Source organism: Janthinobacterium aestuarii, from assembly GCF_046113285.1.
Lineage (GTDB): Bacteria > Pseudomonadota > Gammaproteobacteria > Burkholderiales > Burkholderiaceae_D > Janthinobacterium.
The window spans coordinates 1,556,182-1,576,768 of sequence record NZ_CP142524.1; the positions used below are offsets into that span (position 1 = coordinate 1,556,182).

The following is a 20,587-nucleotide window of genomic DNA, read 5'->3' on the forward strand; positions in this document are numbered from 1 at the left end:
TGAATATGACGACACTCCCCGAACCGACACTGCGTCCCGCCCTGGTCGCCGACGCGCCCGCCATCGTCGCCCTGATCGACGACTTGATGCCCTTTTTGACCTTGCACCCGGACGGCGCGGGGGCGGAAAAGTTCATCGAGAACTGCCGCCAGCCCGCCATCGAAGGCTATCTGTCGCTGCCCAATTACGCCTACCAGCTCGCGCATATCGACGGCGTACTGGCCGGCGTGGTGGCCATGCGCGACAACACGCATCTGTTCCACATGTTCGTGCCGCGCACCCTGCACCGGCGCGGCATGGCGCGCCGTTTGTGGCAGGCAGCCCGCGACGCGTCGCTGGCCAAGGGCGATGTGACGGCCTTTACCGTCAATTCCTCGGCCTACGCCTTGCCCCTGTATCAAAGCCTGGGCTTTGTCGCCACGGGGCCGAAGGTGGAAACGGGCGGCATCGCTTTCGTGCCGATGCGCATGGAGTTGTAAAATGGCCAAGGCTGGGGTCAGACCCGGCGGGTCTGACCCCATTTTTTGCTTGCAGGCTTATGGCGCTTCTTTACCAGCGCACGATCTTGCCTGGATTCATGATGTTCTTCGGATCGAGCGCGTGCTTGAGGGCGCGCATGGTGTCGATGGCGCCCTCGCCATGTTCTTCCACGAGGAAAGCCATCTTGTGCATGCCCACGCCATGCTCGCCCGTGCACGTGCCGTCCATGCCGATGGCGCGCGTGACCATCTCGCTGTTGACCTTTTCGGCGCGCGCGATGTCGGCCGGGTCGTCGGGGTCGACCAGCATCTGCACGTGGAAATTGCCGTCGCCCACGTGGCCGATGATGGCATAGACGAGGTCCTGCGCCTCGCAATCGGCCTGGGTGGCGAGGATGCATTCAGCCAGCCGCGAAATCGGCACGCAGCAGTCGGTGGAAATGGCGCGGCTGCCGGGACGCATCTGCAGCAGGGCGAAATACGCGTTGTGGCGAGCGGCCCACAGGCGCGAGCGCTCTTCGGGACGGCTGGCCCATTCGAAATCGCTGGCGCCATGTTCCGCCGTGATGGCTTGCACCAGCTGCGCCTGCTCGGCCACGCTGGCCGGCGTGCCGTGGAATTCAAACAGCAGCAGCGGCTTTTCCGGCAAGGCCATCTTGTCGTAGGCGTTGATGGCTTTCACGCCGTTTTCATCGAGAAACTCGACCCGTGCCACAGGAATACCCATCTGGATGGTCTGGATCACGGCGCTGACGGCCTCGCCCGTGCCGGGGAACGAGCACACTGCGGCCGAGATCGCTTCGGGCAGCGGATACAGTTTCACGGTCACTTCCGTAATGATGCCCAGGGTCCCTTCGCTGCCGACAAATAAACGCGTCAGGTCGTAGCCGGCCGACGATTTTTTCGCCCGGGTCCCCGTCCTGATGATGCGCCCGTCGGCCGTGACCACCGTCAGGGCCAGCACGTTTTCGCGCATGGTGCCGTAGCGCACGGCGTTTGTGCCCGAGGCGCGCGTGGCCGCCATGCCGCCCAGCGAGGCATTCGCGCCCGGATCGATGGGGAAGAACAGGCCCGTGTCGCGGATGTCCTCGTTCAACTGCTTGCGTGTCACGCCCGCCTGCACGGTGGCCGTCAAGTCTTCATTGTGCACGGCGACCATGTGATTCATTTGCGACAGATCAATCGTCACGCCGCCATGCAGGGCCAGCACGTGGCCTTCGAGCGAGGTGCCGCTGCCGTAGGCGATGACGGGCACGTCGTGCGCGCTGCACAGCTTGACGGCGGCCGCCACTTCCTCGGTGGAATGGGCGAAGATGACGGCATCGGGCAGCATGGGGGGATAGCTCGACTCGTCGCGGCCATGGTGTGCGCGCATGGCTTGCGTCATGGAAAAGCGGTCGGCAAAGATCAGGGAAAGTACGGCAGCAAGAGATTCTGGCAGCGGTTTTTTCAGTACCGACAACTGGTCAGTTTGATTCACGCAAGTCCTCCGTTTTTTTTATTCTACTCCGCGCCCGGGGATTTCACTGAAGCGCCAGTTAATTTTTTGCCGCTTGTAAAAAAATCCGCATGGCGCGTCGTGCATTGGTTGTAAATGAGAATCATTTCTATTAAAATGCCCGCCAGTAGTTATTTTGCAATGCGTGCATCCACCCGAAAGGCCATGTCATGAAATTCCCTTTGTCCCTCGCCGCCGTCCTGCCCGCCTGCGTGCTGGCCCTGAGCGCCTGCAGCAGCGTCGCGCCCGCCACTGGCACGGCCTCCGCCGCCACGGCGCAGGATGTGCGCCAGCTGGGCGAGATCGTCGACCTGCGCAGCGGCCAGCGCTTGACTGCCGAGCAATTGCTGGCCCAGCTGGCCGCCGCCCCGAGGGTCATCGTGGGCGAGCAGCATGACCAGCTCAGCCACCACCGGATCGAGCAGTGGCTGTTGCAGCAATTGCAGGGCCAGCGTCCGCAAGGCAGCGTGCTGCTGGAAATGCTGAACCCGGACCAGCAAGCGAAGGTGGACAAGGTCAAGCCGTGGCTGCAGACGGACCCCGTCGTGCGCCCCGAACACGTGGCCGAGCTGCTGGCCTGGCAGCCGAGCTGGAAGTGGGCGCAATATGGCGACCTGGTCATGACCGTGATGCGCGCGCCGTATCCCGTCTGGTCGGCCAACCTGGACCGCAGCGAGATCAAGCAACTGTTTGTCGACCAGCCGGCCGTGCAGGGCAAGCATTCGAATCTGGCCAACGATGGCAAGGTGCATGACAAACTTAAAGATATCATCCGCGTCATGCACGACAACCAGATCGATGCGCCGCGCCTGGCCGCCATGCTGTCGGTGCAGCAGCAGCGCGACCGCCGCATGGCCGAGCGCCTGCTGGCCGCGCCCGCGCCCGCCGTGCTGATCGCCGGCGCCTACCATGCGCACAAGGACCTGGGCGTGCCGCTGCATGTGCAGGACTTGACGGGCGGCCCCGCGCCGCTGGTGCTGGTACTGGCGCAGCAGGGCGCCACGGTGCTGGCGCCGCAGGCGGATTTTGTGTGGTACACGCCGGTGGCGGCACCCGCCGTCGCCAGCGCCAAGTAATTCGTTGTAACTCCGCCGGGCGTTCAGCCCGGCACTCCTCCCCAGCAAGCTTCTTCGCAGCAGCCAGGTAGTTTTTCCGATTTTTTTGCATGCGCGTGCGCGCCGTTGGCGCAGCCATGCCTGTTACCTGTTGAAGCTCCCATGCGTATCCTCTGTATCAAAGCCGCCGCCGGCGGCGTGTTTCTTTCCCTGTTCCATGCCACGGCGCAAGCGTCCGCCTTACCGCACGATATGTCGCCGCTGGGCATGTTCTTCGCCGCCGACCAGATCGTCAAAAGCGTGCTCATCGGCTTGCTGCTCGCCGCGCTGGCCACCTGGGTGGTCTTGCTGGTGAAGGGTGCCAGCTTGCTGCAAGCGCGGCGCGCGGCGGCGCAAGCCGTCGCCATGCTGAAGACGGCAACGTCCTTGCCGGACGCGGCCGTCAAAGTAGAGGGCGCAGGCAGCAATTCGCTGGCGCAGCAGCTGCTGGCCGAGGTGCAGCAGGAACTGAGTCTGTCGCATGCCAGCGCGCCGGCGGCGGCCCTGAAGGAGCGGGCCGGGTTTCGCCAGGAGCAATTGATCGCGCACAAGGTACGCAGCATGACGCAAGGCATCGGTTTACTGGCCAGCATCGGCGCCGTGGCGCCGTTCGTGGGCCTGTTCGGCACCGTGTGGGGCATCATGAACAGCTTTATCGGCATCGCCGTCAGCCAGAGCACGAATCTGGCGACCGTCGCGCCCGGTATCGCGGAAGCCTTGCTGGCGACAGCGCTGGGCCTGGTGGCGGCGATACCCGCCGTCGTCATCTACAACGTCTTGAGCCGTGGCATCAATCAGTACAAGGCGCAGCTGCGGGCCGCTTCCGCGCAAGTGCTGCTGATGCTGAGCCGCGACCTCGACGTGCGCCAGCAGGCCTGAGCCATGGCCAGCCTTTTCCCATCGCAGGACGACGACACGGCCGACATGCCGGAATTGAGTGAGATCAATGTCACGCCCTTCATCGACGTGATGCTGGTGCTCTTGATCATCTTCATGGTGGTCTCGCCGCTGGCCACCGTCGACCTGAAGATCGACTTGCCGGCCGCCACGGCCAAGCCCGAGCCGCGCCCCGAAAAACCGGTGTTCGTTTCCCTGAAAGCCGACCACAGCCTGTACCTGGGCGAGTCGCCCGTGGCGCGCGGGCAGCTGGGCAGCCTGCTCGATGCACAGACGGGCGGCGACCGCCAGCGCACGCTGTTTTTCCAGGCCGACAAGCAAGCCGCGTATGAAGACGTGCTGGGCGTGATGGATGCCCTGCGCCAGGCCGGCTATCTGAAAGTGGGCCTGGTGGGCCGGGAGGAAGGGTGAATCCCCGTCCGGTATTGAGCTGGGGCATCGCCACGTCGCTGGTGGCGGCTACCGCACTGTCGCTGCTGCTGTGTGCGGCCTGGCAGCCCGTCGCCGTCGCGCCCGCGCAGCCGCCCGCCAGCGTGATGGTCGTATTTGCCGCGCAAGCGATGTCGCCGGAGACGCAACAGGCAGCAGCGGCAGGGGCGCGCCAGTCGGCCGCGTCCAGCGCAGCCCAACCGAAAAAGAGTACGACCAGGCAGCAAGCGCTGCCCGTGCTGGCGCGCGCCGCCGCGCCGAAAATCGTCGCGGCCGAAAAAGAAGCGAAGGCAGAAGCCAGTCCGTCGCCAGATCCCGGCAAGGATGCCGCCAGGGAAGCATCCATGCAAGCCCAGGCCAGCAGCAGCGCCACGCCGGCGCCAAGTTCGGTGCGCGGTCCGCAGGCGGCGCCGTTCGACAGCGACACGCCGCCCGCCAGCGCAGCGCCCGCCAGCTGGCAAAGCCGGGTGCTCAGCCACCTGGCCCATTTCAAACGCTATCCGGGCGACGCGCGCCAGCGCAAGCGGGCCGGCGCCGCCTGGGTACGCTTCCAGGTGGACCGCGACGGCAAGCTGCTGGCCAGCGAACTGGTCACTTCATCGGGCACGGTGCTGCTCGACCGCGAAGCGCTGCAAGTGCTGCAGCGCGCGCAGCCGCTGCCGGCGCCGCCCGACAGCGTATTGCGCCAGGGCACAGTGACGGTGACCTTGCCCGTGTCGTTCAAGCTCGATGCCGAGAGCGGCCACGGCGCCAGCTGATTTTTCGCATTTTTTCAATTACATAACAAATCGAGGGTGTATGCATATCAAGACAATGACACGAGCCGTGGGCGTCTGCATGGCGTTGCTGGCGCAGCAGACATGGGCGCAAGAAAGTAGCGACGGCAAGGTGGTGTTTTCGCCGCTGAATGTATCGGGTGAAACGGTTCCGGCGGAACAGCAGGCGCTGGAAAAACCGGGCGCCGTCAGCGCACGCGGCGCGGACACGCGCTTGCAACCCGTGGACCAGATCGTGCGCAGCATGCCGGGCACGTTTACCCAGATCGATCCGGCGCAGGGCGCCGTCAGCGTCAACATCCGCGGCTTGTCGGGCCTGGGCCGCGTCAACATGATGGTCGATGGCGTGAGCCAGAATTACTATGGCAGCGCACCGTCGTCCGTGTCGCACGGCGGCGTGCCCAGCAGCCAGTTCGGCGCCCTGATCGACCCGAACTTCATCATCGGCGTGGACGTGTCACGCGGCAATGTGGTCGGCGGCGATGGCGTCAATGCACTGGCCGGCAGCGCCAACTTCCGCACCATCGGCGTCGATGACGTGGTCTTCGCCGGCGAAAAGGTGGGCGCGCGCACGAAGATGTCGACAGGGAACAACGGTGTCGGACGCAGCGCCATGCTGGCCGTGGCCATGAAAAACCCGGCCTTCGATGGCGGCAGCGTAGGCTTCATGGCCGCCACCAGCGCGAGCGTAATCGGCAACAACTACAAGAATGCGAAGGGCGTCAACAGCGAGGAATTCGGTTTCGGCTACAACCGCTATTACAAGCAAAAACCGAAATCGCAGTTGCTCAAGCTGGATCTCAGATTGAGCGACTTCCACTCGCTGGAACTGTCGGCACGCGATTACCGCAACACGTTTACGCGCCGCGATATCCAGAGTGATGACTACTACGTCAAATATCACTACACGCCGTTTTCGGAATTGATCGACCTCAATGTGGTGGCCAGCAGCAGCCGTGGCAACCAGAAATACATGCCCGAAGCGCTGACCAATTTCATCAACACGAATGCGGCCAACCGCGCCGACGCCTTCGATATCAACAACACCAGCAGCTTCAAGCTGGCCGGCGGCGATGCGATGGTGACGGTGGGCGGCAAGCTGATGCGCAACAAGTACAGCAAGCACGTGGAAAGCCTTGTCGACGACCCGGACAATCCGGATGCGAACCAGCAATCGATTGAAAACAATACCTTCGGCCCCGAGGGCGTGCAAAAGATCAGCAGTCTGTACGTAGGCCTGCAATACAACCGTGGCATGGTTCAGGTCAATGCGGGCCTGAACACCACGCACTTTGATTTGACCGGCCACAAGCCCGCCTGCGATCCGCGCGTGCAGTGTTTCCCGCAAGGGGCGAGCAATATTGCGCTGAAAGAACACGGCATCAACCCTTCGCTGCTCGTTTCCGCGCAAGTGACACCGTGGTTCCAGCCGTTTGCCAGCGCCGAGCGCACCATGCGCGGGCCGAATCCGCAGGAAGTGTTTTTCTCGAATGACGGCGGGGCTTCGATGAATCCGTTTCTGAAGGGCGAGAAAGCGACGACCTATCAGCTGGGCTTCAATTCCAGCCTGCATGGCTTGCTGAGCAAGAATGACGTGCTGAATTTCAAGGCGCTGTATTTCAAGAGCAAGATTGATGGCTATATCACCAGCCAGTCCTTCCTCGTGTGCGACCGCGGCCGCAAGTGCAATATCGCGGAAGTGCTTGCCAATGATTGGCAGAATGTCGATGACTACATGACGAATATGTATATCTACATCAACTCGGCCACGCCCGTGCGCACGCGGGGCTGGGAGCTGGAAGCGCAGTACCAGCTGGGCTCGGCGTATGCGCGCCTGTCGTACACGCGTGAACAGACCAGCCAGCCCACCTCGATCGCCAGCGCCTGGTTTGGCGCGGCCGACATCAGCGAGCTGCCCAGCACTTATTACAATCTCGACGTGGGCACGCGTTTGCTGGACAATAAAATGGAGATCGGCGCCATCATCAAGCACACGGGATCGAACCGCCGCCTGTCGCCGGACAACGAAGCTGATGAAGCGACGGGTGAAGTGCTGAAGGCTGGCAATCCGAAGATCCCGGCCGTGATCGACTTGTATGCGAGTTACCAGGTGTCGAAAAACCTGTTCCTGCGCCTGTCCGTGCAGAACGCCATGAACAAGGATTTTTCGGAAGCGCTGAACCGCCTGAACTCGATGCCGTCGCAGTCGCAGGACAACACGCCGCTGAGCACGGCGCGGGGCAGGACCTATGTGGCGGGGCTGGAGTACCGCTTTTAGAGCAGACCTCAGCCCCGCGCTTTGGCTTAATTAATACTCACGCGGCGTGGTGCCGTAGTAACTGTGGATCGAATTGGCCCACGTCTGGTCCGCCATGTTCGGCCAGTTATCGGTATCGAAGCCGGGCGCGTTTTCGATGCGTTCCTTGTCGACGTTCAGGGTGAAGCGCTTGTTGACGGTGTCGAGCAGCAGCGCTTCCCAGGGCACGGCGAACAGTTTTTCGCCGATGGTGAAGACACCGCCGTGCGACATGACGGCATAAGCGATCTTGCCGCTGCGCATGTCGATCATGATTTCCTTGATTTCGCCCAGGTGTTCATCCTTGGCGTTGTGCACATGGTCGCCGATCAGGGTGTCGGCACCCATCAGTTCAGGGCCGGGGCCTTTGTGGCCGCGGTTGACATACATGCCGTAGGCGTCGCGTTCTTCGTAGCTCATGGTGGACCTCCTGTTGAAAAATCCCAGTCTGCGGCCAGGGCCCGGCAGGGTCTGTTCGCTCGCCCACACAAAGTATGGAATTGGAAATATTTCAATTATTGCTATCAGGTAATTTTGTTGTGCGTAGACAGCAGGAGGGGGAGGGATAGTCGGTATTTGGCGCAAATTTCCACGCGCGGGGGGCGACGCAGGCGGGCTTTAGTGTATAATTTCAATTTCCCGCACGTGCCGTTCGGCACCATCTGCAATGACCAAATTTGTCTTCGTCACTGGTGGCGTTGTGTCTTCCCTTGGAAAAGGGATTGCCGCCGCCTCCCTCGCCGCGATCCTCGAATCGCGCGGCCTTAAAGTCACCATGCTCAAGCTCGACCCGTATATCAACGTCGATCCTGGCACGATGAGCCCTATGCAACACGGTGAAGTATTCGTCACCGACGACGGGGCCGAAACCGACCTCGACCTCGGTCACTACGAGCGCTTCATCTCCACCCGCATGAAAAAGGTGAATAACTTCACCACTGGCCAGATCTATGAATCGGTGATCCGCAAGGAACGCCGGGGCGAATATCTGGGCAAGACCGTGCAGGTGATTCCGCATATCACCAATGAAATTCAGGATTACATCCGCCGTGGCGCCGAAGGCTACGACGTGGCCCTGTGCGAAATCGGCGGCACCGTCGGCGATATCGAATCGTTGCCATTCCTGGAAGCGGCGCGTCAGCTGAGCCTGCGCGCCGGCCGCAAGAACACGGCCTTCGTCCACCTGACCCTGGTGCCTTACATCGCCTCGGCCGGTGAACTGAAGACCAAGCCGACCCAGCACTCGGTGCAAAAGCTGCGCGAAATCGGCATCTTGCCGAACGCCTTGCTGTGCCGCGCCGACCGCGCCATCCCGGAAGACGAGCGCGCGAAAATCTCGCTGTTCTCGAACATCGAGGAAGACGCCGTCATTTCCGTGTGGGACGTCGACACCATCTACAAGGTGCCGCAGATGCTGCACGACCAGGGCCTCGACAAGATCATCTGTGATGCGCTGGACCTCGATCCGGCCCCGGCCGACCTGTCGATCTGGAGCAAGCTGATCTACACGATGGAACACCCGAAGGCGGAAGTGACCGTCGGCATGGTCGGCAAGTACGTCGAGCTGACGGAATCGTACAAGTCGCTGATCGAAGCGCTGCGCCACGCCGGCATCCACACGGAAAGCCGCGTCAACATCGAGTACATCGATTCGGAAGAAATCGAAACGACCGGTTGCGAGAACCTGGCCAAGTACGACGCCATCCTGGTGCCGGGCGGTTTCGGCAAGCGCGGCGTGGAAGGCAAGATCAAGGCGGCCCAGTTCGCCCGTGAAAACAAGATCCCTTACCTGGGCATCTGCCTGGGCATGCAAGTGGCCCTGATCGAATACGCGCGCAACAAGGCTGGCATGCCGAACGCGAATTCGACCGAGTTCGACCTTGATACGGATCAACCTGTCGTTGCACTGATCAATGAGTGGCAAAACCACGATGGTAAAGTCGAGTTGCGCGATGAAAACTCGGACCTGGGCGGTACCATGCGCCTGGGCGCGCAGACCTGCGCCGTCAATCCGGGCACCCTCGCCGCCGAGATCTACGGCAGCGTGGTGACCGAGCGTCACCGTCATCGCTACGAAGCCAATAATCACTACCTGGCCCGTGTCGAAGCGGCTGGCCTGATCGTCTCGGCCCGCACGCCGAGCGAAGATTTGTGCGAAATCATGGAATTGCCGCGCACGGGTGAAAATGCCCACCCATGGTATATGGGCGTGCAATACCATCCCGAGTTCAAGTCGACGCCACGCACCGGCCATCCGCTGTTTACCTCGTTCATCAAGGCAGCGCTGGCGCACAAGGAAGCCAACGCCGCCGCGGAATAACGCGGGTCGCTTGCGACAGTATTACCCGTAAGACAGCTCCCGGCCAGATGGTTCCCGCCGGGAGTTTCTTTGCCCCCTTTGTGCAATTGCGCATCAGAACGCAGTGTGCAGCCCCTGTTACGCTTAACTTTGGAGAATGACATGAGTGCTATTGTTGATATTATCGGTCGCGAAATCCTGGACTCGCGCGGTAACCCGACCGTCGAATGCGATGTGTTGCTGGAATCGGGCGTGATGGGCCGCGCGGCCGTGCCGTCGGGTGCCTCGACCGGTTCGCGCGAAGCCGTGGAATTGCGCGATGGCGACGCCAAGCGCTACTTCGGCAAGGGCGTGCTGCAAGCATGCGAAAACATCAATACCGAAATCTCCGAAGCCATCATGGGCCTGGACGCCAATGAACAGGCTTTCCTGGACCGTACCCTGATCGACCTGGACGGCACGGAAAACAAATCGCGCCTGGGCGCCAATGCCATCCTGGCCGTCTCCATGGCCGTGGCCAAGGCTGCCGCCGAAGAAGCGGGCTTGCCGCTGTACCGCTATTTCGGCGGTTCGGGCGCCATGCAGATGCCAGTGCCGATGATGAACGTCATCAACGGCGGCGCGCACGCCGACAACAACCTGGACATCCAGGAATTCATGATCATTCCCGTGGGCGCCCCGTCGTTCAAGGAAGCCGTCCGCTACGGCGCGGAAGTGTTCCATACGCTGAAAAAGATCCTGCACAAGAAGGGCCTGAACACCAACGTGGGCGACGAAGGCGGTTTCGCGCCATCGCTGGCCAACCATGAAGAAGCCATCAAGCTGATCATCCAGGCCATCGAAGAAGCGGGCTACGAGCCAGGCACGCAGATCGCCATCGGCCTCGATTGCGCCGCGTCCGAGTTCTACAAGAACGGCAAGTACGAAATGGAAGGCGAAGGCCTGAGCCTGACGGCCACCGAGTTCACCAACCTGCTGGCGACCTGGTGCGACAAGTACCCGATCATCTCGATCGAAGACGCGATGCATGAAGGCGACTGGGACGGCTGGGCGATCCTCACCAAGGAACTGGGCAAGAAAGTGCAACTGGTCGGCGACGACCTGTATGTCACCAACACCAAGATCCTGAAAGAAGGCATCTCGAAAGGCATCGCCAACTCGATCCTGATCAAGATCAACCAGATCGGCACGCTGACGGAAACCTTCGCCGCCATCGAAATGGCCAAGCGCGCCGGCTACACGGCCGTCATTTCGCACCGCTCGGGCGAAACGGAAGATTCGACCATCGCCGATATCGCCGTTGCCACGAACGCCCTGCAGATCAAGACCGGCTCGATGTCGCGTTCGGACCGCATGGCCAAGTACAACCAGCTGCTGCGTATCGAGGAAGACCTGGGCGACATCGCCAGCTACCCTGGCCGCGATGCGTTCTATAATCTGAAGTAAGCTGATGTAAAACCCACTGGCCGGCCGGAGATATCCGGCCGGTTTGTTAACCGACTACCCCATGCGCCTGATTACGCTCGCCCTGGCAGCCCTGCTGCTGCTGATCCAATTTCCCCTCTGGCTGGGTAAAGGCGGCTGGCTGCGCGTTGCCGACATGGAAGCCCAGGTGGCGGTGGCGAATAAAAAGAATATGGAATTGAAGGCGCGCAACGCCAAGCTCGAATCCGAAGTGCGCGACCTGAAAGATGGTACGGGCGCCGTCGAGGAGCGTGCCCGCTATGAGCTGGGCATGGTCAAACAGAATGAGATTTTCGTGCAGATCGTGCGCAAGGGCCAAACCCCGCCACTGCAGGAAACGCCGGTGGACGCTGCTGCGCCGCACTAAGTCGTACCCACTTCCCGCTTGCCAGCCTGGACCGATTGCCAGGCTGACATGTCATATTGTTACCTTGTACTGCTGCACACTATTGCCTTGCTGCTTGCTGATCAGAAACGCGCCTTGCCGGTCGAGATCAGGTAGAAATGGATGCCGGTAACGACGACGGCTACGGCGATCAGTGCGGTTTCGAGAAACATCATATAAAAATCCTTTCAGTATTTAGTTAGCCGCGCGAGGCCAAGAAACGCAACTCGGCTGCGAGGTTAGGCATCAGCTTTTCGTAGCGGTTTGCTTCCGAGTTAAGCAGGGCGAAATCGCGCTTGCTTGGGCGTACATAGCGTTCGTCGTCGGCGCTGGTCGTCGCGCTGGCGATGACTTCCTTCTGGGCCAGTTCGCTGTACGGCTTGGAAGCGAGCAGGGCGCCCAGGAAGGCGCGCGTCGCACGGCCCAGGTTGCTGAAGTAGTTGTCGTTGTCGTTGCTGTAGGTGTTGGTAAAAGTGGACATATGCCCTCCATGAATGGTCTGTTGTTGCATTGCACAATAATGGAGTTGGCGATATATGTCTAATTTCAAATTCCAATTTCAGAAATTCAAGAAACGAATAATAAGGGCGTAGCCGCCGGCCACGCCCTGAAAAAGAATTTGTTACCAAATGTTTATCCGGCGGCGATGCGTCCCAAACCGGGATCGTCGCTGAAAAAGCCGTCCAGTCCCGTCTCGATGTAACGCCGCATTTCCGCCACGGAACCGGCTTCGTTGCGCGCATTCTCGCCATTGCCATCGCGGAAGTCGGCCGCCAGGAAACGGTTTTCCGGGCGGAAGGTCCACGTGTGCAGCAGCAAACCGGCCTGGTGTGCATCGTCGACGATGGACGAGGGTTTTGCCAGGCGCTGGTCGGCGCCCAGCGCGATGATTGCTCGCGTTGGCGGCGCCACCACGTCCGCGTAGGCGGCGATGTCGCGCAGGCCGGCCGGTGTGGTCATTTGTCCAAACGTTAACTTTCCGCCCGCCTTGACGACATCCATCGGACGCACGTCGCCGCCCACCACCAGCTGCATCAGGCGCACGTTGGCGCGCCGTCCCAGCTTCTCGCGCAGGTACTTCAGATTCGCCACTTCGAAGGACTGGATTTCGATCGGCGCGCGGCGCGTGTATTCGTGCGCCAGCATGGTCGACAGGAAACGGTCTTCCAGCGCCAGACCCGCATCGCGGAAGTAGGTCGAGCTTTTCAGCTCCGGCACGAGGCCGATGACGCGGCCGCTGGCGGCAGATTGCGCTGCAACAAAATCGATGATTTCTTCCCACGTGGGGATCTGGAATTGTCCATCGTACAAGGTGTTGCCGGTGCGGACTTTCGGCAAGCGTTCGATGGCGCGCAGGGTTTTCAGTTCCGCCAGGGTGAAGTCGTCAACGAACCAGCCTTCGTGCCATTCGCCGTCGACCATCTTCTTGCCGCGCCGGCTGGCAAACTCGGGCCGGCGCGCCACGTCGGTGGTGTCGATCAGGTTGCTTTCGTGGCGCGCCACGAGGATGCCGTCGCGCGTGGCCACCAGGTCCGGCTCGACGTAGTCGGCACCGTCGAGGATGGCCTTGGCGTACGACGCCAGGGTATGCTCGGGGCGCAGGGCGCTGGCGCCCCGGTGGGCGAACACGAGCGGGCGGCTCGGGGGCGTGGCCAGCAGGCTGGCGGCAAAGCCCGGTGCTGCCGCCAGGGCCAGGCCGCCCACGGCCGCCTGGACGAAGTTGCGGCGCGAAAAGTGCCGTTGCGGGAGGATGGGTGAGCGCATCAGAAATCCGCCGTCAAGGTCAGGAAGCCCTGGCGCGGGGCGATGGGGAAGGTGTTGTACGTCTTGTCGGCCGCGCCCACGACCACGTTCAGCGATCCTTCGCGGTTGGCCAGGTTGCTGACGTTCACGCGCCAGCGCGGGTTTTTCAGCCAGCCGGCCATGGCCGGCAGCTTGCCCGACACTCCCAGGCCCATCAGGAAATAGCTGGGGACCGACAAATCGTTGGTGTACGTCGCGTAGCGCTTGCCCACATAGTCTCCCGTCAGTTGCACTTCGATATCGCCAAACGTGGCCGAAGCCACGAACTTGTTCAGCCATTCCGGCGAGCCCGGTACGTTCTTGCCAGCGGTCAAGACCAGCGCGGCGCCATTGTTGTAATTGTCCGCGTACTGCGAGCGGTTGTACGACAGGGCATTGTAGAACGAAAAATTGTTACCAAAGTGCACGGTGCCCGCGATATCGATGCCGTCCGTGCGCACGCTGCCCACGTTGGCCAGCACGGGATTGCCGCCGATGATGGAGGAAATCACGGGCGTGGGGCTGATCTGCAGCAAACGGTTGCTGAAATCGACGTGGTAGACGTTGACCTGGCCATCGATGGCCGTGATGGCGCCCAGGTTCAGCTGATGGCTGCCGCGCACGCCCACTTCATAGGTGAGGGCCGTTTCCGGCTTGGCGTCGCGCTTGAACAGATCAAAAGCAGCTTGGCTCGACAAGCTCCACGGCGAGGCGCCGCCGCCGCCATAGGTGACGAACTGGCGCATGTTTTTCTGGATGTTGAAGTACAGCTGGTCTTGCGGCGTGAAGTCCCAGCGCGCGCCCACTTGCGGCAGGAACCATTTTTTCGTGTTGATGGTGCCGACCGGCAAGGCCGTCGAGCCGCCCGCGATGGCGCCCAGCGCCGGCTGCACGGGGAATTGACCGTCGGCAAACTGCAGGCTGGACTTGAAACCGGCCTGCAGGGCGATATCGGGGCGGATGCGCCATTCATCCTGCAAGTGCAGTTGCACCACCTTGTTGTCGATCTCGCTGCCGTACTGCGTGATCAAAGGATTGCTGGGGCGGTCATACGGCGAGGTGGGGTTGTTGACGTCGAGCGCATACCAGCGGCGGTAGGCGGACGAGCGGTTCTGTTCCAGCCACAGGCCCGCTTCCAGCTGGTGCTCGCCGATTTCCTTGCGCACGGTGGAGATGAAGCCGCCGCGCTTGATGTCGTATTCCGTCGTGCGCACGGCGTAGCCCGAGTTGCCGAACACCTGTTTCAGGTTCTGTTTCGGGTAGTACACGCTGAACAGTCCCGGCAAGCCGGCCACGCCGATGGGGCCGGCCACCACGCCGGCGCCGTCATCCTTGTGGTAATACACCTGGTTGGACCAGGTCATGCCATCGGACAAGTTGGCGTCGAACTTGGCGTAGGCCAGGTAATCGGTGCGCTGCGCATCGCTGTAGTAATTGCGGTAATTGTTGCCGTCCGCGGCAGGCGTGGCGCCCGTGGGCGACAGGTAATTCAGGGCCGCCTTGAAGTCGGGGTACAGGAAGGGGCGCGTGTACGGTGCGCTCGTTTCGCCCGCCACGTGCACGGTGCTGTCTTCGTTCGGCTCGATCTTGTCCGAGTAATTGAAGAACAGGGTCAGCTTGCCCGCCTCGCTGCGGTTGACGTATTTGGCATTGAACTGGTCGCCGCCCTGGCGCGCATCGAAATCCCAGGCGCGCGCTTCGTGGTGCAGGATGGAAAAATAGGCGCTGCTGCCGTCGCCGAAAACGCCCGTGTCGTAGCGGGCAAATGTGCGCGAGGTGCGGTGGCTGCCCACCGTCTGCTGCACGCTGGCGCCTTGCGTGGCCAGCGGATCGCTGGAATAGGTTTCGATGGTGCCGCCCAGGTTGCTGGTCGAGGCCGTCGCCAGGTCGCCCGCACCCGAGGACAGCACGACGCTGCGCACGTTTTCGCTGATGACGGCGCGCTGCGGCGACAGGCCGTTGTAGTTGCCGTACTGCTGGTCGCCCAGCGGCACGCCATCCATGGTGTAACCGAGTTGCTGGCCGGAAAAGCCATGCACGAACAGCGACAGGTTCTGCTCGTTGTTGCCCCAAGGATCGGCCGTCTGGAAGCTGACGCCTGGCAAGGTTTGCAGGGCTTTCAGGGGATTCGTGCCGGGCAGGATTTTCTGGATTTCATTCTTGCTCAGGGCAACCGAGGAGCGCGTCTTGCGCGAGGAAATCTCCACGGTGGCCATCGGGACGTTGTCGTCGGCAGCCGGGGCGGCAGCGGCTGCCATGTCGGTCGTGGCGGATGCCACGGCGGATGCCACGGCGGCGGCCACGGCCGTTTGCGCCAGGGCCGGCAAGCTCAAGCCCGCGGCGCACGCGCCCAGCAAAACGTGGAAGGAATGGCGGCGCAGGGCCAGCGTCAAGTGGGTGGTCATCATCAGCCTGTGGAAAGTGGGAAGTAATACAAGCTGCGCAGCGTAACGGCGGCGCGTGACGGGCTGATGACGAACTGATGACGGAACGATGACAGTGGAAACGATTGCGCCGCCTCAAGGGCGGCGCGGCAGATTCATGGCGAAACTGTAATGCTTAGTTGATGCTGGCGGCTGGCGGAATCAAGACCTCGGCCGGCGCATCCGTGATGAACAGCTGCGCGCAATCGACCTTGTCGAATTCATAATGCTGGCCGCAGAAATCGCAGTTCACGCCCACTTGCCCCACTTCTTCCAGGGTGCTGTTGACTTCTTCCTCGCCCAGCATCTTGAGCATATTGCCCACTTTTTCGCGCGTGCAGCTGCAATGGAAGCTCGGGTGCAGCGGGTCGAAGACGCGGATCGTCTCTTCCCAGAACAAGCGCTGCATCAGGGTATCGATGTCCGTCGACAGGATTTCCGTCTCTTTCAGGGTCGATGCCAGCATCACGGCGCGGTTCCACGTGTCCAGCGCGTCTTCTTCCGACACGGGCGTCGCCTCGGCCTTGCCGCCATGGTGCGGCAGTTTTTGCAGCAGCAGGCCGCGCGAGACGGTGTCGTCCGTGGCCAGCCACAGACGCGTGTCGAGCTGTTCCGAACGCAACATGTAGTTTTCGATCACGGTGGCCATGTCGTCGCCGTCCAGCGGCACGATGCCCTGGTACGGCTGCTGGCCCGGCACCTTGTCGGCCGGGTCCAGGGTGATGATGAAGCGGCCCTTGCCCGTGGCGTTGAGCAATTGCGGCACGGTGGCCACGTCGGGGATGGTGGCGTCCGGGTCCAGCTTGGCCGTGGCGCGCAGGCGCAGGTCGGAATCGCATTCGACCACCATCAGGCGCACGGGACCGTCACCGTGGATTTGCATGATGATGGAGCCGTTGAATTTCAGGTTGGCGGACAGCAGGGCGGCGGCGGCCACCATTTCGCCCAGCACTTTTTTCACGGCCGTCGGATAGGCGTGGCGCGACACCACTTCCTGCCAGGTGGTCGATACGTCGATGAACTGGCCGCGCACGGCGGCGTTGTCGAAAATAAATTTTTGCAGGGTATCCTGGCCGCTAACGGCTGCGCTGACGGCGCCCGTGGTTTCAGTCGTCATTCTCTTATCCAATCTTCTTGAGTTGCGTATTAAATAGCTGGCCGCGCTGCACATAGTTCACGGCGTTGCCTTGTAGCCTGGTGATATCGTCTGCCGTCAGGGCCCGCACGGCTTTCGCCGGTGAGCCGATGATCAGCATATTGTCGGGAAATTCCTTGCCTTCCGTGACCAGCGCGCCCGCGCCGACCAGGCAGTTTTTGCCGATCTTCGCGCCGTTCAGGATCACGGCCTGGATGCCGATCAGGGCGCCATCGCCGATCGTGCATCCATGCAACATTGCCTGGTGGCCAATGGTCACGTTCCGGCCGATGTCCAGCGGGTAGCCCGGGTCCGTATGCAGCACGGCGCCTTCCTGCACATTGCTGTTGGCGCCCACGGTGATGCGTTCGTTGTCGCCGCGAATCGTGGCGCCGAACCATACGGACGTATTCGCTTCCAGGGTCACCTTGCCGATCACGTTGGCTGTGTCGGCAACAAAAGCGGAAGCATCAATCTGCGGCGCATAGTCGCCCAATTGGTAGAGTGTCATCGTCAGCCTGTGGCGGTGGTGGAAGCGCCGGGCGCGGCCGGACGCGAAAGTTTTGCGCTATTTTACGCTGTTGCAGGACAAGTCCGAGCGCCGACCGTCAATCCGGTATAATTATCGAACGGTCGTACTTTTATGTCCAACCTATCTACAGACACAGCATGTGGCGCCATCTGCGCCACTTTCAAGGCAGGCAATCAGATGAAACCCATGAAACTTTCCCGTTCCGAATTCATCAACATCCGCGGCGCCCGCACGCATGTGCGCCACTGGGGCCGCGAAGGCGCGCCCATCCTGTTCATGGTGCACGGCTGGATGGACGTGGCCGCCTCGTTCCAGTTCGTCGTCGACGAGTTGCAAGGCGACTGGCACGTGATCGCGCCCGACTGGCGCGGCTTTGGCCTGAGCGACTACACGCAGTCCGATACCTACTGGTTCCCCGACTACCTGGCCGACCTGGACGCCATGCTGCTGCACTATTCGCCGGAAGCACCCGTCAATCTGCTCGGTCACAGCATGGGCGCCAACGTGGCCGGCCTGTACGCGGGCGTGCGGCCCGAACGCATCAGCCGCTTCATCAACCTGGAAGGCTTCGGCATGATGGCAACGCAGCCGGAGCAGGCGCCGGGCCGCTACGCCAAGTGGCTAGCCGAATTGCGCGAGCCGCCCGCCATGCGCAGCTATCCTTCGCAGCGCGCCGTGGCCGAGCGCCTGCAAAAGACCAATCCGCGCCTGCCGGACGACCGCGCGGCCTTCCTGGCTGAACACTGGTCGGCGCAGAACGAAGCGGGCGAATGGGACATTCTGGGCGACCCGCAGCACAAGCGCGTCAACCCCATCCTGTACCAGGTGGAAGAAGTGATGGCCTGCTGGCGCCGCATCACGGCCCCCGTGCTGTGGGTGGAGGCTGATGACACGAATATGTGGCAATGGATGGGGCCCAAGGAACAGGCGCGCATCGAGATCGACCGGCGTTTGGCCTGCATCAAGGATGTGCGCTGCGAGATGATGCTTGACGCGGGCCACATGCTGCATCATGATCAACCGGCGGCACTGGCGTGCCTGGTGCAAGCATTTTTGACCTGATGTGTGTCGGGAACGCCGCAGCGCGATTTGACAAGCAGCGTACAATGAAAACTTCTTCCATGCTGAGCCCGTGCAGGGTATTGTTTTCACATGCTTAAAGTCGACCTGCATTGTCATTCGAATATCTCCGACGGCGTGCTGTCACCGGCCGCCGTGGCGGCGCACGCGCGCAAGGCGGGCGTCGATGTGTGGGCGCTGACGGACCACGATGAAGTGTCCGGCGTGGCCGCCGCGCGCGCGGCCGCGCTGGACCTGGGCATGCGTTTCGTGGCCGGCGTGGAAATCTCGATCACCTGGGCCGGCGAAACCGTGCACATCGTGGGCTTGCAAGTCGATGAAAACAACCCGGGCCTCGTGCAGGGCTTGCACCAGACGCGTTCGGGACGCGATGCGCGCGGCCGGGAAATCGCCCGCCAGCTGGACCTGGCTGGCATCCCCGACGCCTATGAAGGGGCCTTGAAATTCGTCGGTAACCCGGACCTGATGTCGCGCACGCACTTTGCCCGCTACATCGTGGAAATGGGCAAATGCGCGAATATCCCCGACGTGTTCAAGAAATACCTGTCGGAAGGCAAGCCGGGCTACGTCGAGCACCGCTGGGCCACCCTGGCCGAAGCCGTGGGCTGGATACGCGGGGCGGGCGGCGTGGCCGTCATCGCCCATCCGGGCCGCTACCGCTTCAGCGACATGGCGCAAGGCGTGCTGTTCGATGAATTCAAGCAACTCGGCGGCGTGGCCATCGAAGTCGTCACGGGCAGCCACAGTCCGGACCAGTATCCGGAATACGCGCAGCTGGCCAATGCCTACGGCTTCCTCGCCTCGCGCGGCACGGATTTCCATGCGCCGGGCGAATCGCGCGTGGATTTTGCCATGTTGCCGCCGTTGCCTGCCAACGTAACCCCCATCTGGCACGACTGGTTTTAGCTGACAGCCAGGCAAATCTGCTGCGCGGCGCGCTTTGCGGCCGGCGATGCTCACCGTACTCCAGTACGGTTGCGCTTCTCGGCCACAAATCACTGCCGCTCGCGACGATTTTCCTGGCTGCCGATGCGCCGTCGTGTCGCTGCTTGAAATCTGCGTTTGCGTGCATATCTTTTTGTTATTCTTGTTATACATAGTCATCTGGAGCCATCGCCCATGAAACGTATCGTCCTTTTTATTGCAACCAACCTGGCCGTGATGCTGGTGCTGTCGCTCGTCCTCAGCTTGTTGGGCGTGGGCAATCCGGCGCGGGGCAGTACCCTGAACCTGGGCAGCCTGCTGGTGTTTTCGCTGGTGGTGGGTTTCACCGGGTCCATCTTTTCCCTGTTGATCAGCAAGCCGATGGCCAAGTGGAGCACGGGCGCGCGCGTGATCGACAATCCGACCTCGTCGACGGAATTGTGGCTGGTCAATACCGTGCGTGCGCTGTCCGAGCGGGCCGGCATCGGCATGCCGGAAGTGGCCGTGTACGAAGGCGACGCGAATGCGTTTGCCACGGGCGCGTTCAAGAATTCGGCGCTGGTGGCCGTGTCCACCGGTTTGCTGCAAAGCATGAACCGCGATGAAGTCGAGGCCGTGCTGGGCCACGAGATCGCCCACGTTGCCAATGGCGACATGGTCACCTTGACCCTGATCCAGGGCGTGGTGAATACCTTTGTCGTCTTCATGGCCCGCGTAGTGGGTTTCTTTGTCGACAATGTGCTGTTGAAAAATAACAACCGCGAAGGCGGCGGGCGCGGCATCGGTTACTTTGTGACCGTGATGGTGTGCGAAGTGATCTTCGGCTTGCTCGCTTCCATCATCGTGGCCTGGTTCTCGCGCCAGCGCGAATTCCGCGCCGATGCCGGTTCAGCCAAGCTGCTGGGCAGCCCCACGCCAATGATGCATGCGCTGGTCCGCTTGGGCGGCGTGCCGCCGGGCGAACTGCCGCAATCGATGCAGGCGCTGGGCATCAGCGGCGGCAATGGCGGCTGGGGCGCGCTGTTCGCCACCCATCCGCCCATCGAAGAACGTATCGCCGCGCTGCGCGGCGTACAATAATGCTAACTTAACAA

19 protein-coding genes are annotated in these 20,587 nt (G+C 61.9%); 12 read left to right on the top strand and 7 right to left on the bottom strand.

Annotated elements, in window-relative coordinates; genetic code table 11:
• Positions 1 to 5: 5 nt before the first annotated feature.
• Entirely contained in the window at positions 6 to 479 is a 474-nt protein-coding gene (locus OX462_RS06985; RefSeq protein WP_409028064.1) for a GNAT family N-acetyltransferase, read from the top strand.
• Between the two features lie 70 nt (positions 480 to 549).
• On the opposite strand, the gene OX462_RS06990 is transcribed toward OX462_RS06985, so the two are convergent.
• A complete protein-coding gene (locus OX462_RS06990) occupies positions 550 to 1,959 on the bottom strand; it encodes an FAD-binding oxidoreductase (RefSeq protein WP_409028065.1) in 1,410 nt (469 codons plus the stop codon).
• A 188-nt stretch (positions 1,960 to 2,147) separates the two neighbouring features.
• Between OX462_RS06990 and OX462_RS06995 the strand changes: the two genes are divergently transcribed.
• The 5 genes from OX462_RS06995 to OX462_RS07015 all read left to right on the top strand — a co-directional run bounded on the left by OX462_RS06995 (position 2,148) and on the right by OX462_RS07015 (position 7,451).
• Entirely contained in the window at positions 2,148 to 3,053 is a 906-nt protein-coding gene (locus OX462_RS06995; RefSeq protein WP_409028066.1) for a ChaN family lipoprotein, read from the top strand.
• 141 nt (positions 3,054 to 3,194) lie between these two features.
• Positions 3,195 to 3,950 carry a tonB-system energizer ExbB gene (gene exbB, locus OX462_RS07000; RefSeq protein ID WP_409028067.1) on the top strand — a complete coding sequence of 252 codons (756 nt, stop codon included), beginning with the start codon at positions 3,195 to 3,197 and terminating at the stop codon, positions 3,948 to 3,950.
• A gap of 3 nt (positions 3,951 to 3,953) precedes the next feature.
• Entirely contained in the window at positions 3,954 to 4,379 is a 426-nt protein-coding gene (exbD, locus tag OX462_RS07005) for a TonB system transport protein ExbD (RefSeq protein WP_099408969.1), read from the top strand.
• Entirely contained in the window at positions 4,376 to 5,155 is a 780-nt protein-coding gene (locus tag OX462_RS07010) for an energy transducer TonB (RefSeq protein WP_409028068.1), read from the top strand. The genes exbD and OX462_RS07010 overlap by 4 nt, the downstream gene beginning before the upstream one ends.
• A 40-nt stretch (positions 5,156 to 5,195) precedes the next feature.
• Complete coding sequence (locus tag OX462_RS07015; protein ID WP_409028069.1) at positions 5,196 to 7,451, top strand: TonB-dependent receptor domain-containing protein; 2,256 nt, start codon at positions 5,196 to 5,198, stop codon at positions 7,449 to 7,451.
• Positions 7,452 to 7,481: 30 nt separating this feature from the next.
• On the opposite strand, the gene OX462_RS07020 is transcribed toward OX462_RS07015, so the two are convergent.
• A complete protein-coding gene (locus tag OX462_RS07020; protein WP_070221439.1) occupies positions 7,482 to 7,889 on the bottom strand; it encodes a PRC-barrel domain-containing protein in 408 nt (135 codons plus the stop codon).
• Positions 7,890 to 8,136: 247 nt separating this feature from the next.
• Here OX462_RS07020 and OX462_RS07025 point away from each other — a divergent pair, with 247 nt between their 5' ends.
• From OX462_RS07025 to ftsB, 3 genes are all read left to right on the top strand, one after another.
• A complete protein-coding gene (locus tag OX462_RS07025) occupies positions 8,137 to 9,789 on the top strand; it encodes a CTP synthase (RefSeq protein WP_230541168.1) in 1,653 nt (550 codons plus the stop codon).
• Between the two features lie 141 nt (positions 9,790 to 9,930).
• Entirely contained in the window at positions 9,931 to 11,214 is a 1,284-nt protein-coding gene (eno, locus tag OX462_RS07030; protein ID WP_070260371.1) for a phosphopyruvate hydratase, read from the top strand.
• Between the two features lie 61 nt (positions 11,215 to 11,275).
• Positions 11,276 to 11,599: a cell division protein FtsB gene (gene ftsB, locus OX462_RS07035; RefSeq protein WP_070221436.1), complete on the top strand. Its 324-nt coding sequence runs from the start codon at positions 11,276 to 11,278 to the stop codon at positions 11,597 to 11,599.
• 217 nt (positions 11,600 to 11,816) lie between these two features.
• Here ftsB and OX462_RS07040 read toward each other — a convergent pair whose 3' ends face one another.
• The 5 genes from OX462_RS07040 to OX462_RS07060 form a co-directional block, all read right to left on the bottom strand.
• On the bottom strand, positions 11,817 to 12,098 hold the full coding sequence (locus OX462_RS07040) for a hypothetical protein (protein WP_070291786.1): 282 nt from the start codon (positions 12,096 to 12,098) through the stop codon (positions 11,817 to 11,819).
• A 152-nt stretch (positions 12,099 to 12,250) separates the two neighbouring features.
• Positions 12,251 to 13,381, bottom strand: coding sequence for a glycerophosphodiester phosphodiesterase (locus OX462_RS07045; RefSeq protein ID WP_409028070.1), 1,131 nt, complete (start codon positions 13,379 to 13,381; stop codon positions 12,251 to 12,253).
• On the bottom strand, positions 13,381 to 15,807 hold the full coding sequence (locus OX462_RS07050; protein ID WP_409028071.1) for a TonB-dependent receptor: 2,427 nt from the start codon (positions 15,805 to 15,807) through the stop codon (positions 13,381 to 13,383). Before OX462_RS07050 ends, OX462_RS07045 begins: the two co-directional genes overlap by 1 nt.
• A gap of 151 nt (positions 15,808 to 15,958) precedes the next feature.
• Positions 15,959 to 16,939, bottom strand: a complete 981-nt coding sequence (gene hslO, locus OX462_RS07055) for an Hsp33 family molecular chaperone HslO (RefSeq protein WP_121670211.1) — start codon at positions 16,937 to 16,939, stop codon at positions 15,959 to 15,961.
• Between the two features lie 4 nt (positions 16,940 to 16,943).
• Positions 16,944 to 17,468 carry a gamma carbonic anhydrase family protein gene (locus OX462_RS07060; protein WP_070221433.1) on the bottom strand — a complete coding sequence of 175 codons (525 nt, stop codon included), beginning with the start codon at positions 17,466 to 17,468 and terminating at the stop codon, positions 16,944 to 16,946.
• 207 nt (positions 17,469 to 17,675) lie between these two features.
• On the opposite strand from OX462_RS07060, the gene OX462_RS07065 reads away from it, so the two are divergent.
• The 3 genes from OX462_RS07065 to htpX all read left to right on the top strand — a co-directional run bounded on the left by OX462_RS07065 (position 17,676) and on the right by htpX (position 20,573).
• Complete coding sequence (locus tag OX462_RS07065) at positions 17,676 to 18,551, top strand: alpha/beta fold hydrolase (RefSeq protein WP_409028072.1); 876 nt, start codon at positions 17,676 to 17,678, stop codon at positions 18,549 to 18,551.
• Positions 18,552 to 18,641: 90 nt separating this feature from the next.
• Entirely contained in the window at positions 18,642 to 19,475 is an 834-nt protein-coding gene (locus tag OX462_RS07070; protein ID WP_070221430.1) for a 3',5'-nucleoside bisphosphate phosphatase, read from the top strand.
• A gap of 213 nt (positions 19,476 to 19,688) precedes the next feature.
• Positions 19,689 to 20,573 carry a protease HtpX gene (gene htpX, locus OX462_RS07075; protein ID WP_409028073.1) on the top strand — a complete coding sequence of 295 codons (885 nt, stop codon included), beginning with the start codon at positions 19,689 to 19,691 and terminating at the stop codon, positions 20,571 to 20,573.
• Positions 20,574 to 20,587 lie beyond the last annotated feature (14 nt).